Source organism: Streptococcus cristatus ATCC 51100, from assembly GCF_000222765.1.
GTDB classification, from domain to species: Bacteria; Bacillota; Bacilli; order Lactobacillales; family Streptococcaceae; genus Streptococcus; species Streptococcus cristatus.
Map to the genome: position 1 here is coordinate 57,546 of NZ_AFUE01000009.1, position 16,558 is coordinate 74,103.

The 16,558-nt window shown below is 46.9% G+C and carries 16 protein-coding genes; 1 reads left to right on the forward strand and 15 read right to left on the reverse strand.

Annotation, left to right across the window (positions count from 1 at the left end):
• Positions 1 to 21 precede the first annotated feature (21 nt).
• The 15 genes from HMPREF9960_RS08620 to HMPREF9960_RS08685 form a co-directional block, all read right to left on the reverse strand.
• Positions 22 to 1,098, reverse strand: coding sequence for a hypothetical protein (locus HMPREF9960_RS08620; protein ID WP_005591239.1), 1,077 nt, complete (start codon positions 1,096 to 1,098; stop codon positions 22 to 24).
• Positions 1,085 to 3,568 (reverse strand): phosphoenolpyruvate synthase, encoded by a 2,484-nt coding sequence (locus tag HMPREF9960_RS08625; protein ID WP_005591240.1) that lies wholly within the window; start codon positions 3,566 to 3,568, stop codon positions 1,085 to 1,087. The genes HMPREF9960_RS08620 and HMPREF9960_RS08625 overlap by 14 nt, the downstream gene beginning before the upstream one ends.
• Complete coding sequence (locus HMPREF9960_RS08630; protein WP_005591241.1) at positions 3,568 to 4,467, reverse strand: UbiA family prenyltransferase; 900 nt, start codon at positions 4,465 to 4,467, stop codon at positions 3,568 to 3,570. The genes HMPREF9960_RS08625 and HMPREF9960_RS08630 overlap by 1 nt, the downstream gene beginning before the upstream one ends.
• The gene (locus tag HMPREF9960_RS08635) at positions 4,452 to 5,324 is read right to left on the reverse strand and encodes a phosphatidylserine decarboxylase (RefSeq protein ID WP_005591242.1); all 873 of its coding nucleotides are present in this window, start codon (positions 5,322 to 5,324) and stop codon (positions 4,452 to 4,454) included. Before HMPREF9960_RS08635 ends, HMPREF9960_RS08630 begins: the two co-directional genes overlap by 16 nt.
• The gene (locus tag HMPREF9960_RS08640) at positions 5,317 to 5,949 is read right to left on the reverse strand and encodes a CDP-alcohol phosphatidyltransferase family protein (protein ID WP_005591243.1); all 633 of its coding nucleotides are present in this window, start codon (positions 5,947 to 5,949) and stop codon (positions 5,317 to 5,319) included. The genes HMPREF9960_RS08635 and HMPREF9960_RS08640 overlap by 8 nt, the downstream gene beginning before the upstream one ends.
• Positions 5,936 to 8,431: a PEP/pyruvate-binding domain-containing protein gene (locus HMPREF9960_RS08645; RefSeq protein WP_005592447.1), complete on the reverse strand. Its 2,496-nt coding sequence runs from the start codon at positions 8,429 to 8,431 to the stop codon at positions 5,936 to 5,938. The genes HMPREF9960_RS08640 and HMPREF9960_RS08645 overlap by 14 nt, the downstream gene beginning before the upstream one ends.
• A gap of 14 nt (positions 8,432 to 8,445) precedes the next feature.
• Positions 8,446 to 9,036: a CDP-archaeol synthase gene (locus HMPREF9960_RS08650; protein WP_005592451.1), complete on the reverse strand. Its 591-nt coding sequence runs from the start codon at positions 9,034 to 9,036 to the stop codon at positions 8,446 to 8,448.
• Positions 9,037 to 9,393: 357 nt separating this feature from the next.
• Complete coding sequence (dtd, locus tag HMPREF9960_RS08655) at positions 9,394 to 9,837, reverse strand: D-aminoacyl-tRNA deacylase (protein ID WP_005591246.1); 444 nt, start codon at positions 9,835 to 9,837, stop codon at positions 9,394 to 9,396.
• A gap of 47 nt (positions 9,838 to 9,884) precedes the next feature.
• The gene (locus HMPREF9960_RS08660; protein ID WP_005592469.1) at positions 9,885 to 12,104 is read right to left on the reverse strand and encodes a RelA/SpoT family protein; all 2,220 of its coding nucleotides are present in this window, start codon (positions 12,102 to 12,104) and stop codon (positions 9,885 to 9,887) included.
• Between the two features lie 273 nt (positions 12,105 to 12,377).
• Entirely contained in the window at positions 12,378 to 12,518 is a 141-nt protein-coding gene (locus tag HMPREF9960_RS10685) for a hypothetical protein (protein WP_005591248.1), read from the reverse strand.
• A 293-nt stretch (positions 12,519 to 12,811) separates the two neighbouring features.
• Positions 12,812 to 13,207 carry a single-stranded DNA-binding protein gene (locus tag HMPREF9960_RS08665; RefSeq protein ID WP_005591249.1) on the reverse strand — a complete coding sequence of 132 codons (396 nt, stop codon included), beginning with the start codon at positions 13,205 to 13,207 and terminating at the stop codon, positions 12,812 to 12,814.
• A gap of 77 nt (positions 13,208 to 13,284) precedes the next feature.
• Complete coding sequence (locus tag HMPREF9960_RS08670; protein WP_037586376.1) at positions 13,285 to 14,046, reverse strand: SDR family NAD(P)-dependent oxidoreductase; 762 nt, start codon at positions 14,044 to 14,046, stop codon at positions 13,285 to 13,287.
• A gap of 41 nt (positions 14,047 to 14,087) precedes the next feature.
• Positions 14,088 to 14,714 (reverse strand): YtpR family tRNA-binding protein, encoded by a 627-nt coding sequence (gene ytpR, locus HMPREF9960_RS08675; protein ID WP_005591251.1) that lies wholly within the window; start codon positions 14,712 to 14,714, stop codon positions 14,088 to 14,090.
• A gap of 30 nt (positions 14,715 to 14,744) precedes the next feature.
• The gene (locus tag HMPREF9960_RS08680; RefSeq protein ID WP_005591252.1) at positions 14,745 to 15,059 is read right to left on the reverse strand and encodes a thioredoxin family protein; all 315 of its coding nucleotides are present in this window, start codon (positions 15,057 to 15,059) and stop codon (positions 14,745 to 14,747) included.
• Positions 15,059 to 15,343, reverse strand: coding sequence for a DUF4651 domain-containing protein (locus HMPREF9960_RS08685; RefSeq protein WP_005591253.1), 285 nt, complete (start codon positions 15,341 to 15,343; stop codon positions 15,059 to 15,061). The genes HMPREF9960_RS08680 and HMPREF9960_RS08685 overlap by 1 nt, the downstream gene beginning before the upstream one ends.
• Positions 15,344 to 15,469: 126 nt before the next feature.
• Here HMPREF9960_RS08685 and pepA point away from each other — a divergent pair, with 126 nt between their 5' ends.
• On the forward strand, positions 15,470 to 16,534 hold the full coding sequence (gene pepA, locus HMPREF9960_RS08690; protein ID WP_005591254.1) for a glutamyl aminopeptidase: 1,065 nt from the start codon (positions 15,470 to 15,472) through the stop codon (positions 16,532 to 16,534).
• Positions 16,535 to 16,558: the final 24 nt, after the last annotated feature.

A 16,558-nucleotide genomic window follows, 5' to 3' on the forward strand; every position in this document is an offset into this window, starting at 1 on the left:
AGAGAACCTACTGTTTACAGATCATCCAAGCCCCAAATCCAACTCAAAGAGGCCGTACTCATGCTTGTCCCCTTGCAATTCTGCTGCATAGTGGCGCGTGACGGTATTTTGGTGAATCAGGGCTCCAATAGCTGAAGCCTGTCGCTTCTGTGCTTCTTTAAAAATCGGATAGGCCAAGGCAGAGCCCAAGCCCAAGAATTGTTCATCTACTCCTAGATACATAATCGTATAACGTTTGGGAAAACGCTTGGTCCAAAAAAGCTTGGCTAGGTTAAAAGGGGTCAGCCTTTGATAGACCAGAGAGCCATAGTCTGGCATGGCAATCAGAAAACCTGCTAGCTTGCTCTCCTTATAGGCCAGCTTAACCATTGAAAAATCAAGAATATACTGGTATTTTTGAAAAATCTGACTGAACTGCTGACTGGAAATTGATCGATAAATCGGAAAATCTTGATAGAGGCGATTGAGGAGCTCAAAAACCTGCAGCGAAGCTTTTTCCCACTCCTGCTTCTTTGGAGAGCAAATAGTGAATCCCGCTTCTTCAAAAGACTCAAAGCGATGAGCCAACTTGTCCTGATGAGTTTGATTGCTTACCTTGGGATAAAAATTGGACAGATAGCGCTCCTTGAGCTCAAAACCTGCAGCCTGCCATAGCTCAGAATAATAGGCTGGATTATGAGGTTCTCCAGTAAAAGGAAACTCCTCTGTTCCAGTCAGCTGCATTCGATAGCCCAGCCAAAAACTTGCCTGTACGGGACCGATTATCTTAATCGCTCCGAGACTGCGGGCGAAACCTGCTAAATGCTCGATAAAAGCAGATGCAAGCTGTTGGTCATGGATTGACTCGAAAAATCCCAAGTAAGCAGCCTCATCACCTGGATAGAAGGTCAGAAGTCCGCGAATACAAGGTCGACTGTCCTTATAGCCAACAAAGGCATAGGTTTCTAGGTCAGAACTCAGCGGGTGACTGCCTTCAATCAAAGCCTGCTCTTCCTCTTCCGACTGCATGAGGTGGTCTGGCTGGTAAATCTGCTTGGGCAGAGCTAGAAAATCGGCCAGCTCTGCAGTATTGGGTTTGACAGGTTTAATTTGCAGCATGGTCTTCCTCCTTGATCAGTCGAATCTTGCCAGTAAGGCCATCCATCTCAATCCAGTCGCCATTCCGCAGCTGACTGCAGGCGCCTCTGACATTGACAATGGAGGGAATCCCCAACTCGCGGGAAATAATAGCTGTGTGAGAGAGCAGAGACCCCTGCTCTGCAATGACTCCCTTGGCTTGGGTCAAAAGATAGACCCAGCCCGGATCGGTCATCTTGGTCACGATAATCCGGTCCTGAGCAGACTCAATTTCCTGCACATCCTCCACGACCAAAACCTGAGCCTTGACGCAGCCAGGCGAGCAGCCAATCCCTTGTAAGGCTTGATTACCCGTATTATGACTGCTGGTGCGGTTTTGCGGTTTCAGATATTTCTCAAAGACCTGTCCAACAAAAACATAGCGACTAAAGGTTGGCAGTTCTTTATCAGCCTCCAACTTCTCTCGACGCTCGTCTATCAAGCCACTAACATCTCTGGGCGTTCTGGTCAGCTCAAACAATTCTTCCTTTGTCAGATAAAAAACATCATCTGTTGCACCCAGCAGCCCTTGCTCGACTAATTGCTGCCCAAGCGTTCGAAAAATCTGCCGCATCATGCCATAGATCCGTGTACGGTTTAAGCGGGAACTTTCCCGATATTTAACACCCGTCATGGCTCGCTTGCGAAGAAAATTCGTCCACCAGCCTGATTTTTGCTCAGCTTCTTCAAATTTCCGAGGAGCCAGCTTCTTCTCCTCTTGCTGGCACATTTGCAACAGGAGCTTGAGCAGACGCTCTGGGTGCGTTCGGAAGGTTGGTGTTTCTAACTTCAACTCTTCCGGAGCTCGATCACCAAATTCATGGATAAAATGGGCAATTTCTTGGACCAAAGGGTGCTGGCGACTTAGAAAGACTGCTGGACTTTCACTTGCCATGGCCTGTCTAATCTCTGCATTTTCTTCTGCTTTCAGCTGAACTGTTAAAGCCTGCAGAGCCAAAGCCGGCCTCATACTTTCAATCTGCTCAATTCCCGCAATCTCAGCCTGAACAGCCCCACCTCGGCGCGACTTCTTTAAGAGACCAGTATAGACAAAAGCATAGAGGTCATTAACCAGCGTAATGTCCCAGTTAGCCAGAATATCCTCTTTCAGCTTACTGACCAAGCCAATCAAAGTCTCTGCATCTGCGTCGGGAGAAAAGCTCGCTTCGTATTCGCGCTGAATCTGGGCAAACTGCTCTTCCAATTGCCGCATTTGCTTGGGTGCCGTCCAAAACTCTCGGATGATTCGAAGCATGATTTGCAGACGTTTGAAAGTAGACAAGTGCACTGGCATCTGAGGCACCTCTGTCTCTCTCACTCCCAGCATATCCTGCCAGATAGGAATGATTTTCTTCGAAAAAGGCAAAAGCTGCAAGAGCTGATACCAACTCTGAATCTGGTAATAAACCCGGCTATTGACCGGCTGCAGCATATTTTGAAAAGTGTCTTCATAGGCAGCTAACTCAGGGGCATCCTTGCCAACCAAGCGCTGGGCAAGACTGCGGAAAATGCTGGCATAAGCCTCTTGAATAAAGCTAGTAGTCAGAGGGCTGGAAACGCCAGGATAGCTCTCGACAATGTTGCTGTTATCCAGAATAATCCGCTGTCCTTCAGGCAAGGTGGTAATAGGTCGTGCCTGCAAGAGATAGAGCTGCCCATTTGCGAAGGTAAACTCCATATCCATGTAAGGTCCGAAAAGCTGACTTACTTGACCAGCCATGGCCTGTAAGTCCTCAAGTAGTTCCTGCGATAAGTCTGGCGAGTCCTCCGTCTGCTCTGTATAAAAGAGCTGGTCCTTGGGATGGAGCGTCACCATGGTTGTAGGAATCTTATCCTCAACAACCTTGTTGCCCAAGCCCCGACCGATGACAATGATGTGCTCGTTCAGAATGCCCTTGGGATTAGCTGTGAAGTAAATCCCAGACAAGTCTCCCTCCTGCATGACCTGCACAAGGCAAATCATCTGTGCCTGCTTCAAAGATAGGCCTTGCTCAAACAGATAACTAAGAGCCGACTCCTGATAAAGAGAGAGCAAGGTCGCTTGGATGGCTTCTTTAAGTCCTTCTGGCTTCACATTGAGCTGACTCTCAAACTGACCGGCAAATGATGAAGCCTTCCCATCCTCAATGGTTGCTGATGAGCGGACTGCAAAGCGACAGTCTTTCTGAAAAAACTCCTGCCGAATCCAGTTTTCTGCCGCTGTCAAATCTTCTTGAACAAACTGTTCTTTAGCCCAGTCCTGAAGTTGCTGACTGAGCTGGGACAAGTCCAACTCTCCAGACCGATAGGCTGCTTCCATCCGCTCCAAGTCAGCAGAGCTAGCAGATTTTTGAAAAAAGTCAAAAGCAAACACTGCAAAGTCAGGAATCGGCAAGCCAGCAGCCTGCATTTTCAGCAAATGATAGGCCTTGCCTCCGACCTGGTCAAGCCCTGTCTGCTTGATTCTTTTCATCAAAGTACCCCCATCAAGAGATAAACAGCAACGGACAGAACCATGGTCGTCTCCGTGATATAGGTATAGCGTTCCACCCGCTCTCGGATATTAAAGCGAGTCGGATCCTTGATAAACTGCTCAAACTGGATGGTCATCCAGATGACATTCAGCACCAAGACCACTACTCCGACATGGGAAATATTCCAGAGAAGGGCGAAATTGGTCAAGATATCCAGCAGAGTCACCACCTCGATAAAGCGAGTGGCTTTTTTGTAACCAAAAAGCTTAGAATAGGTCACATACTCTGTCTCGTCTTTTGGCGCCCGAATCTTGCGGCAGACTTCCCAGATCAGACTTGGGAAATACATGGTAAAGGCCAGCAAGACAGTCGGCAAGGACAAGAGAGGCAGATTGTACTTGTAGCAGACAAAAGAAATGGTATAGAGATTCAAAATCATCATGACTGGATTATGGGTCACTAGAGCCAGTGGCAGAGAATTTTGAATTTTATCACGCTTGAAGAACCAGAAGGACATGAGAGTTCCGTAGATATAGAGAAAGAGGAACCAGCCGATATTGTTCATAAAGAGAACATTGAGAAGTACAGACACAGCTACGATAAAGCTGAGGGCAATAGCCAAGTCCTTCTTTTTCACCCGGCCAGATGGCAGAGCCCGATGAGGAAAGAGCCGTCTATCGGTCTCGTAGTCCTTGAAATCATCTGCGATCCGCAGAATCATCAGAAAGACGAAAATGGTAAAAATTCCGATCAACTCCTGATGGTCAAAGTGAAAGGTGGTCACTCCGTCATTGAGCAGAAGGACAAAATAAATCTCAAAAAACATGATGGCAGCCACAAAAAAGCGCGGTAGCAAAGGAAACATTTCCTTATAATAAACAGCTAATCGTTTAAACATAGCTTTTCTCCAATCTTTTCCCCCATTTGAATCTGGGTTTCTATTCCGAGGTCTGAGTAAGTCAGGATATCCTGATCCAAGCGAATCGTGCCTGCTGGATAGAGGACAAGAATGGTTGAGCCACCCAGACCAAAGCAACCCTTCTCCTGCCCCCTGACCAAATGGTCCTGACTGTGATTGTATATTCTTCCGACCAAAAGAGCCCCTACTTCCATCTGCAGGACAGGTCCTAGGTCGGTATCTAAAAGACAGTATTCTCTTTTATTTTCTTTGTAAATGAGGCGCCACTTCTGGGCTACCTGTCTGACCGTATGCAGGCGTCCCTTGATTTTTCGTCTTTGGGTAATGCTGCCGGATTCAGCAGCCAGATAGCGGTGCAGGTCTTCCACTCCCAGTCGATAAACCAGCGCTGTTCCGCCACTAAACAGCTGAGCTAACTCTTCATCCAGCAGTAAGTCAGCTAGCCTGTATGTCTGACCCTTAATTGTCAGCCGTAAGTCCTGACTAATGGTAAAAGCCTCTAGCTTGGCATCTGCCACTGCCAATACTTGACTGTCAGGACAGATTGGACGCAAATCAGGCTTGATTTTCCGCTGAAAAAAAGCGGCAAAGCTAGAATAAGGGCCATCCTCATAGTCAGCCAGATCCAGCTGATAATTTTCTACAAAAGTTGCTATTTTCTTGCGAGAAAAAGGAGTGTAGTCTTTCAAAGTCAGAAGATAAGACAGGCTAGGTCGGGTCAAGAAAGGCAATAGGAATCGACCCCAGGCAGTACCATAAAGCTTGTCTAACAGACCCGCCTTGTATTCAATCGGTTCCAATACTTGGCTAGTCTTTCTTTGATAGACCTTAACCATACGGGAGAACCCCCAGACCAATCAGACTTGCAACTGCTAGAATCGCAAAGGCCAGATAGGCCAGCTTATTGGGCTTGGGAATACGGCAGTTGTAGACAAATAGAAAGGTCAGCAAAAGAGACAGGCCCAGCCACACCCAAGCAAAGAAACCAGGCGCCAGCCATTGACAGACCAGATAGGTCAGAGGAAAAAAGAGGGCGCTGTAGGTCACGGGCAAGCCGATAAAATACGAGCCAGATCCTTCATCATGCTTGGCCAAGCGGTTAAAATGCGCCAAGCGAGTAACTGCAGCCAAGACATAGAGGACAGCCAAGATAATATTGGCCGCTCCCAAGGGCAGCTGAGTCATGAGGAGCACCGCCGGAAGAGCCGCAAAGCTAATCATGTCGCAGAGCGAATCAATCTCAATGCCGAAGCGCTTCTGACTTTCAGTCCGCTTCATCCGTCGCGCAACCACACCGTCAAAGAGGTCACAGATACCACTAACGATAAAGGACATCATAGCTAACCGCAGCTGAGACTGAATGACGGCATAGACTGCCAACAGTGCAAAAGCAGCGCCCATATAGGTCAGGATAACAGATTTATCGTATTCACCGATAAACAAAGGTTCATTCTTCTTCATGAATTCTTATTTCTCCTCTTCTTCCATCTAAGGTTACCAGCATGCCAGTTTCTAGCAGCTGAGTTGCATTCTTGGCACAGACCAGAGCTGGAATCCCGCATTCCCGAGCGACAATGGATGCATGGCAGAGAACTCCACCGTACTCTGTCACAAGACCGCCCAGAATACCAAAAACATAACTCCAGCCCGTATCTGTATAGCGAGTAACAAGGATTTCTCCCGGCTCAATCGTCTCAATATCCGCCAAATCCAAGAGGACTCGAACCCGACCGGTCACCTGACCGCTGCTGGCTGGCATTCCCGTCAGCAGGGCCTGACTGTCATGGGCTACCTTTTCCAAGCTCATCTCTTTATTAGTCAAATCACCCGCTGGCTCAAAATTCTGATAGGCTTGGCAGTAATGCTGATTATCAGCTGCTTCTTCTTGGAGCTGGTCAGCAGTCTTTTGCCCTTCCATAAAGGCAGTCAGGCTTTCTTTCTTAATGTAAAAGATATCTTGTTCATTTTTCAGAAAGCCTCGCTTTTCATAGGTTCGGCCGAGTTTGAGGCTAATCTGGCGAATGAGGTGGTAATAGCGCGTGGAAATATCCTTGAACTCCTCCCGCCACCAGAGCAAGTTCCTCAAGTCTTGACTGATTTTTTCTATCTTTTTCTGCTTGGCTCGAGATAGATGAGCAAGATCAAGTTCAGACTCTGAGACAAGACTGAGCGAAGCTCTAGCCGCTTGGTAATACGCTGAATCAGCAACCAACTGTTGGACCGCTGTCAGGACCTGATGAGCATCTTCTTCGTAACTGGCTACTCGCAAGTCCAGCTCCCGAGCCGAGTGGTAGCCAAAGTCCTTTTGGAAATCCTGAATCTTGATAAAATCAGCTCGCTCAGGATATTGTGCAGCCAGTTCCTGCAACTTTTCCACCGATAGCTTCAACCAATCGTCTGTCAGTTTCTCGTCTGCCAAAATAAGATCCGCAGCTTCCAGCATCCGAGCCAAAGGCTTGGTATGCGAAACATTTCCTAACTTAGCTATCAGTTGGAAAAATTCATCGACTGTCAGCCATTTGAGGAGACTGGTCTTTTTCATAGACAGCTGGACCGTATTGATGTAGGCCTGCCAGAAATAAGTTCCCTCACTGTCTAAATAAACCTGATTTAGCACTAACTGCCAAAGATTCTCGACCTGCTGCAGCGGGCTTTGGTCGTTCAGTTCTCGTATTTCTTGATTCAGGTGGGTAAATTGCTGACGCAGCTCTTGCAGCTTGTCTGGTGCCTGATGCAGAAAATTCTTAGTTACTTTTTGCGTTTTCAAGGCTACCCGCAGGAAATTCAAGAGCAAGGCTGGACTTAATTTGCTGGTAAAACCTTGACCTTGGTAGTCTTTATTGACTCCCAGCTCATCATCAAAGTCTCGCTCAATATAACCCGGAATCTGCTCCATACCTTGCTTGACCACGCCTAAGTTCCAGAAAGGCCGAGCATAATGGAGACGCATCAGCGGAGGCATAACTCCTTCAGGCTCTAGGCCAATTGCCAGCAAAAAGCTAGAGAGTGCCTCTTGCCAAGAATGGCGATAAAGGCTCCACATCAGGTTGGGACAGGGCTGAGCCGCCACGCCTCCATCTCGAAAATTTGCTGTTGTCCAGCGGCCACTGTCTATTTTAGTTGGTACTGTTGTAATGGGCCGAGCCTGCAGCAGATAGACTTGCTCTTGGACAGCACACCACTCAATATCCATTGGCTGACCAAAATACGCCACAATCTGTAAAACTTGCTCGTGCAGCTTCTGCAAGACTGCCCGAGGCATTTCAACTTTTTCAAACTGGCTCCAGGTCGGATTGTACCAAGGAAGAGTCAGCTGCTCAGGATTAACTTGGCCACTAACCAAGCTATCAGCCGAGCCTTTTACATACTCCAACAGCATGGTCTGGTCCTGATTAGTTGCCACATCAAGGGAAAAGCAGACGCCACTGAAGTCAGGCTCTATCTGCTCCTGAATCAGCACTGCCATGGCAAAATCCTGCTCAGGCAGCCCTTGACGCTGCCAGTAGGCCAAGGCTTCTGGATTAAAAAGAGAAAGCAGACAAGAGCGAATGCCCTGCTCAATTTCTGACAATGTCCAGCAGTCGCCAATCGAGTCATATTGACCGGCAAATGACATGGCCTGCCCGTCTTCTAAGATGGCACTGCTGCGAACTATATATGCTTGATTTTCCTGACAAAAGGATGCTAACTCCTGTAGCCAAGCTGACTCCAAGGGATATTGCTGCAAACGCTCCGCAATTTCCTCCTTGCCCAAATGAATTAACTCTTTAAGTCCCTCTTTTGAATATTCTGGCAGAGCCGCTCTTAGCCAAGCCATTACTTGGTCCGCTGGCAAAATCAACCCCTTAGGAACCGAAAACCCCAGCTGACAGAGGTTGATTAACTGATTGATTTTACCGCCATAGACGGCCGAAGGCTCTTTTTCCAGCCATAGTTCTTTCATCAAAAACTCCCATCTCACATACGATTTTTTCTAAGCTTAGCCCAGTAGAGCAGGCGGTTGACTCCTAGATGCGTGCCCGCCCCTAGGATTAGAATGCCCAGCATCTGCTGCCAAGACAGAGGGATATAGAAAAGTAAGAAAATAATACAGCCAATCAAGGAATCAATCTGGTCTATCCAGATAAAGGTCCATTTCCAGCCATTCTCCGCCGTCTTGCCCTCTCTGATTTCCAAACGGCGCTTGATAAAGCTATTGGGCAACTCAAACAAAACATAGGCCAGCCCCAAAAGAGCCCCAAGCACTAGATTAAAGAGCACGGTATTTTCGTAGAAGGCATAGACCAAGTGCAGCTTCTCTAGAGTGGGAATACTCTTTAAGAGCAATCCCCAGAGAATCTGAGCCAAAGCTCCCCAGACAATCATGCCAAAGAAACCTTTCCAGGTCTTGTTAGCCCCAAACAGCCTCTTCCCATCCTTTAAAACCAGCCCACCATCCATGGGCCGATAAGTTGCCTCTAGCAGTGAAGACTTGCAAAAGATCATATTCAGTACTCCAGCCAGAATGACCGGCATCAGGGTGACGTACAAGGCAAGAATCGAGCGCATATTATTTCCTATTCTTTTTATGAAAATCAGTTTGAAAAGATTAAGAGACTTCTCAAACTTATATATATCATTATACCATAAGTCGTAAAGCCCTTTTCCAATAAGCCCTACACATCTGTCGCATCTGACAAGGAGCAACCCATGTCTTCCCTTCCGCCCTATCAACTCCAAATCCACCTGCTAGAATAATATCGCCTTTAAACCACACAAAAAGCCTCATAAGAACTTTTAAGGAAATCAGCATGGGCCATTAAAAGTTACTTATGAAGCCTATAAATATGAGTTTTATCTAGAAAAGAAGTAAACTATTTTTTGCTTGGTCTTAAACCACTAACCTTCAAAAGGCGCGCAATTCCTTCACCGATTTTTAGTGTCAAGCAGAATGGTCACTGGGCCATCATTTACCAATTCCACCTGCATATCTGCTCCGAACACGCCCGTCTTGACTGGCACTTGCTCAGCTAACAGCTGGTTAAACTTGTCATAAAAGGAACTAGCCATATCCGGCTTGGCTGCACCTGTAAAGGCTGGCCGATTTCCCTTTTTGGTATCTGCATGGAGCGTAAATTGGGAAATGGAAAGAATCTCCCCTCCGATATCTTGAACAGAAAGATTCATCTTATCCTCAGCATCGGAAAAAATCCGCATATTGACAATTTTCCTGACTGCATAGTCCATATCTTCCTGACTATCATCAGGCCCGACACCTACCAAAAGCAGGAGACCTTGTTCAATGCTGCTATGCAGCTGCTGGGCAATACTGACCTGAGCACGTTTGACACGCTGAATGACAATTTTCATATCTTTTCCTTTATTTCTGACTACTATCTACTCTGACAGGCTCGCACTTAGCCATTGGTTCGCTTGACCGAATACACCTCTGGCACACTCTTGATCTTGTCCACCACCGTCGTCAGCATGGACAGATTGGCAATGCCAAAAGAAACATGGATATTAGCAAATTTCATATCCTTAGTTGGCTGGGCATTAACCGTTGAGATGTTTTTGGTGGTATTAGACAGCACCTGCAACACATCGTTAAGGAGGCCAGACCGATTGAGACCATAAATATCAATGTGAGCCGTGTACTCTTTAGTCGAATTATTTTCTTCCCATTCCACATCAAGCAAGCGCTGTTCGTAATTTTCCTGAGCCTTGAGATTCATACAGTCTTGCCGATGGATGGCCACGCCGCGTCCTTTGGTAATGTAACCTACAATGTCGTCACCAGGCACAGGATTACAGCACTTAGCAATCCGAATGAGGAGACCAGACGCCCCCTGAATGACCACACCGCCTTCGTGCTTGACTTTAAGGGTGTCTTTTTTATTTTCGACCTTAACTTCACCGCCCTTGACCAATTCCTCTGCCTCTGCTTTAGCCTTGGCCCTCTCTTCCTCACGGCGCTCTTTTTCTGTCAAACGATTGAAAATACTAATGGCACCGATCTCACCGAAACCAATTGCCGCAAAAAGCGCTTCTTCAGTCTTATAGCTGGTCTTTTGGAGCACATCTTCCATGTGCTTCTTGTCCATGTACTTATTGGCTACATAACCATTCTCCTGAAATTGAGCCTGCAAGAGCTCTCGCCCTTTAGAAATAGACAGCTCCTTGTCTTGATTTTTAAAGAATTGACGGATTTTATTTCTAGCCTTGCTGGTCTTGACAAGATTAAGCCAGTCACGACTCGGTCCAAAGGAATTGGCATTGGTGATAATTTCCACCTGATCCCCAGTCTTCAGCTTGGTATTGAGCGGCACCATGCGGCCATTAACCTTGGCTCCTGTCGCCTTCTCCCCAACCTTAGTATGGATCTCATAGGCAAAATCAATGGGTCCTGAGTCCTTAGGCAAAGAACGCACTGCTCCATCCGGTGTGAAGACATAGATTTCCTCAGCTAGGTAGCTTTCCTTAACCGAATCAACAAATTCCTTAGCATCACCAGACTGATTCTGCAATTCCATCAATTCCTTGATCCAATTCATCCCGATGGCAGATTCCTTGCCGTCAACTTGACCCTTAATTCCTTTTTTATAGGCCCAGTGAGCCGCGACCCCGTATTCTGCGACTTCGTGCATTTCCTTGGTTCGAATCTGAAACTCAATCGGACCTTTAGGTCCATAAACGGTCGTATGGATGGACTGGTAGCCGTTGGCCTTGCGGTTGGCAATATAGTCCTTGAAACGCCCAGGCATGGGTTTCCAAAGCTCATGGATATAGCCCAGCATGGCATAGACATCACTGTGGGTGCTCAAAATGCAGCGAATAGCAATCAGATCATAAATCTCATCAAACCGCTTCTTCTTGTCCTGCATTTTGCGATAGATGGAGTAAATATGCTTGGGACGACCATAGATCTTCCCATGAAGATTGCGCTCTCCCGCATAGGTTTCAATCTTGTGGACAACTTCCTCTACCAGAGCTTCCCGCTCTCGACGCTTCTCCTTCATCATATGGGAGATTTTATAAAATTCCGTTGGATTGAGATAACGGAAAGATAAGTCTTCCAATTCCCACTTGACACTGGAAATCCCCAAACGATGGGCCAGAGGAGCATAGATTTCCATCGTTTCCTGCGAGATCCGCTCCTGCTTGTCTGGCCGTAAATGATTCAGAGTACGCATATTATGCAGACGGTCAGCCAACTTGACCAAGATCACTCGAAGGTCTTCTGACATGGCCATGAGCATCTTGCGATGATTTTCCGCCAACTGTTCTTCGTGAGACTTGTATTTGACTTTCCCAAGCTTGGTCACACCATCCACAATCACGCGCACATCATGGCCAAATTCCCGCTCCAGATCATCCAAGGTCGCCGCCGTATCCTCTACGACATCATGCAAAAAACCACAGGCTACTGAAACAGCATCCAACTTGAGCTTGGCTAAAATTCCCGCCACTTGAATCGGATGGACAATATAGGGCTCTCCCGACTTACGAGTTTGTCCGCTATGGCATTCCATCGCATAGATCAACGCTTTTTGAACAAAAGCCACATCCTCTGCAGCTAAATATTTTTTTGTTAGGGCTACAACCTGATTCCCCGTTAAATTTTCTTCTTTTGGCATGCATTCTCTCCGCTTTCTTGCCTACTATTTTAACATTTTTAAATCAATATGAAAACCAAGAGGACTAGAATATCAGGGAGGCTCTAGGATAGCACTAAAGTTTCAAACATCCAGCTTGGCTCCCTGTTGCTGAGCTCAGCATTAAAAGCTTTCCCAGACCTTACAAATATTCCTAGCCCCACGAGGTTGCTCGATAATCCATGGCTATTGGGCAAGCAGCTGCAACCTCAAGGATCTCTTTCTAATAAAAAGCGAGGCCGAGACACTTTTGTCTCAACCTCCGTGATGAAAATGATGTACTTTCTCCATATGAGCCACATCTTTTAGAAACTCATAATAGGCATAGATGAGGTAACCAGCAGAGGCCACACCCAAAATAGCTATTGATACTTCAAATAAGGTAGACAAAGACATGATAAACCTCCTCTCCTTATTTCAAACTACAATGTGCAAAGCGACCATCAGCGGCTGTTTCGTTTCCGATTTTTTCCTTTCTAGCCTGCCTCTGGATTCACCTTTATTATACCAAATTTAAGATAGGAAAACAATAAAAATTCCTTTATAAAATACTTTTTCAGGCCTGATGAAGCAAATGATCTGCGTCAGTTGTCTATTTCTCCACCTGCCCTTTAATCAAAAAAAGCTAGGAGCACTTTCCTAACTTTCTTCTCTTTTATCATGAACACTCGAGACCAGAAAAACCACTTTTAAAAAGGGAGTTCCTCCTCTTCCAGCACCAAATCTGCTAGATCTGCTCCAGTATTATTCTCACGGAGTGCTCTCTGGGCTCGGCTTTCTAAAAGCTGAAAACCACTGCAAAGAACTTCTGTCACATAATGAGTGGTTCCATCCTTTTCATAGCGGCGGCTCCGCAATTCTCCGTCCAGAGAAATCAAACTCCCCTTACTAGCGTAACTTGCCAAGGTTTCAGCCAAGCGCCCCCAGACAACAAGGTTGATAAAATCCGCTTCACGCTCTCCATTTTGACTCTTATAACGGCGATTCACCGCCACTGTCGCACGCGCGACCGACTTGTCATTCGCTGTCTTGTGTAACTCTGGTGTAGCCGTCAACCGACCGATCAGAATAACTTTATTATACATATTTTCTTCCTCCTACTTATCTATTCGCAGGAAATCAAAAAAAGTTACAGAAATTTGTAACTTTTCGAAGAAATTTTTTATTTTTTATGCACCATGAAACCTGTCGCCTGTTGATTGGCCATAATGGTCATATCTGTAATCTGAACACGACGGGGCTGACTGGTCACATAAACAACCGTGTCTGCGATATCCTGAGCTTGCAAGGCCTCAATTCCCTGATAGACCGTCGCCGCCCTCTCTTTATCACCGTGGAAACGTACTCTAGAAAAATCTGTTTCGACAATTCCAGGCTGAATAGTTGTCACCTTGATGTCCGTTGCGATGGTATCAATTCGCAGTCCATCTGAAAAAGTCTTAACTGCTGCCTTTGTGGCTGAATAGACAGCTGCACCTGCATAGGCATAGATTCCTGCGGTTGATCCCATGTTGATAATATGACCTTGATTGGCTGCTACCATAGAAGGCAAGAAACAGCGAGTGACTGCCATCAAACCTTTGACATTGGTATCCAACATGGTCAGCATATCCAATTCTTCATAGTCTTGATAGGGAGCCAAGCCAAGAGCTAGTCCAGCGTTATTGACCAAAATATCAATCTGCCTTATCGTTTCCAAAATATCGGAGCAGACAGTCTTGACCATAGCCATATCCGTGACATCCAGTGGAAAAGTCCAAACTGTTTGATTTGGATAGGTTACTGCAAACTCTGATTTGAGGGCTTCCAGTCTGTCTGTCCGTCGCCCTGTTAGAACGACATTCTCCCCCTGCTCCAGATAAGCTCGCGCAATGGCTTCACCGATTCCAGATGTCGCTCCTGTAATCACTACATTTTTTGCCATCTTATCCCCCTCTATCTGGTCTATCAAATACTGACAATTTCCTAGGCAGTCCAGTGTTTGGCTGGGTCAAATGGAGTTCCGACAACTTGGTCTTCTGATAATTCAATAACCCCACGTTTTTGCGGCGCATTTGGCAACTGGAGCTCCCGTGGGCTGCACATCATACCAAAACTCTTTTCGCCGCGGAGTTCTCCTGGAAAGATGAGATTGCCCTTCGGCATCATAGCACCAGGCAAAGCCACGATCGTCTTAAGACCGACACGAGCATTCGGAGCACCAGCCACGATTTGAACGGTCTGATCAGCTGCCACCTGCACTTGGCAGATATTGAGGTGGTCACTATCTGGATGGGCTACCATCTCAAGGATTTCCCCCACAACAAACTTAGGTTCACGATCATTAACCAGCTCGGCTTGGAAGCCTTCTTTGGTCAATTCTTGATTGAGAGTCGCAACCTGCTCATCCGTCAGCTGAACTTGTCCGCGCTCTGTAATTTCAAAAAGATCTGACAGTTCAAAAATGTTCCAAGCTACTGTCTGTACATTATCTTCGCGGTAAACACGCGCAACATTTCCTTTGCGCTCAGCAGCCAACTTAGCTCCCTGATCATCAGCAGCGATGACCATGAGAACATCTCCAACATGCTCTTTGTTATATGTAAAAATCATTTCTTCCTCCAAAAATACTTTTAAAACTTCTTACAAATTTGCTAAAAAATCATTGATTTGACTCTTGGTCTTGCGGTCACGATTGACATAGCGACCAATCTCTCGTCCATCTTCCACGACAACCAGACTAGGTATCCCATAAACATCCCATTTTTGGGCCACAGCCATACACCGATCCCGATCCACCTCGATAAAGATGAAGTCAGGATTTTCAGCTTCTATCTCTGGCAGAAAAGGCTTGATGAAGCGACAGTCTCCGCACCAATCTGCTGTAAAAAAGAAGACAGTCTTCCCCTTATGATCCACATAAGAAGCTAGCTCTTCCATACTTTGCGGCCGAATCATCACTCTTCCTCATAGGTCAGCTGACCATTTTCATATACGAAGGTGAAATGACGGTCGTCTTCTAGGACAACTCCTCCAACAGTGCGGCTGTCGCTTGATTCATAAAGTTCCACATAGACCGTTGCAATCGGTCCCTGGCTGGCAAAAAATTCCCGCACGACCCGAACAATCTCTTCTCTACTGCGCAGTCTTTTCTGTTCCTGTACGACTTTGGCTGCCCCAAAGGCCAGCGCTCCAGCCCCCAAAAGAGCTGTTGTTGTTAGAATGATTTTTTTAGCTTTCATGTAGAATATTTTAACACAAAAGCGCAGAGGCGACAAACAATATTACAGATTTCTCAGCTTCTTTTAGTTCATCCTGTTCTTCCCTCTAAAAAAGTGATAAAATAGAATCAGAAAGAAGGTAAACTTATGTCCGATTTATTTTCAAAAATCAAGGAAGTGACTGAGCTCTCAGCAATCTCCGGTCACGAGGCACCTGTCCGCAGCTATCTGCGCGAAAAAATCACTCCTCACGTTGATGAGGTCGTTACCGACGGCCTAGGCGGCATCTTCGGGGTTCGGCATTCCCAAGCTGAAAATGCTCCCCGCGTTCTGGTTGCGGCTCACATGGACGAGGTTGGCTTCATGGTCAGCGAGATCAAGCCCGACGGGACTTTCCGTGTAGTAGAAATCGGTGGCTGGAATCCATTGGTCGTGAGCAGTCAACGCTTCAAACTCTTTACCCGCGAAGGACGAGAAATCCCTGTCATCTCAGGCTCTGTCCCTCCTCATCTGACACGTGGCTCTGGCGGACCAGTTATGCCACAGATTGCGGACATTGTCTTTGACGGCGGCTTTGCGGACAAGGCAGAAGCTGAAAGCTACGGCATCCGTCCGGGAGATACCATCGTTCCAGACAGTTCTGCCATTCTCACAGCTAACGGTAAAAATGTCATCTCTAAAGCCTGGGACAACCGCTACGGCGTCCTTATGGTCGGCGAATTGGCTCAAGCCTTGTCTGGTCAAAAACTAGGCAGCCAACTCTATGTCGGTGCCAATGTTCAAGAAGAGGTTGGCCTGCGTGGTGCCCATGCTTCAACGACAAAATTCGCTCCTGAGGTCTTCCTGGCTGTTGACTGCTCCCCAGCAGGTGACATCTACGGCGGTCAAGGAGCCATCGGTGATGGAACGTTGATTCGCTTCTTTGACCCGGGTCATCTCATGCTGCCAGCTATGAAGGACTTCCTCTTGACAACTGCTGAGGAAGCCGGCATCAAGTATCAATATTACTGCGGCAAGGGCGGAACGGATGCTGGTGCTGCCCATCTCCAAAGCGGTGGCGTACCATCTACCACCATTGGTGTCTGCGCCCGCTACATTCATTCCCACCAAACTCTCTATGCCATGGACGATTTCCTGCAGGCCCAAGCCTTCCTGCAAGCGCTGGTCAAAAAGCTGGATCGCTCAACCGTGGACACGATTACCAACTACTAATTTCGAGAAGCAGTCCGTTCTTCA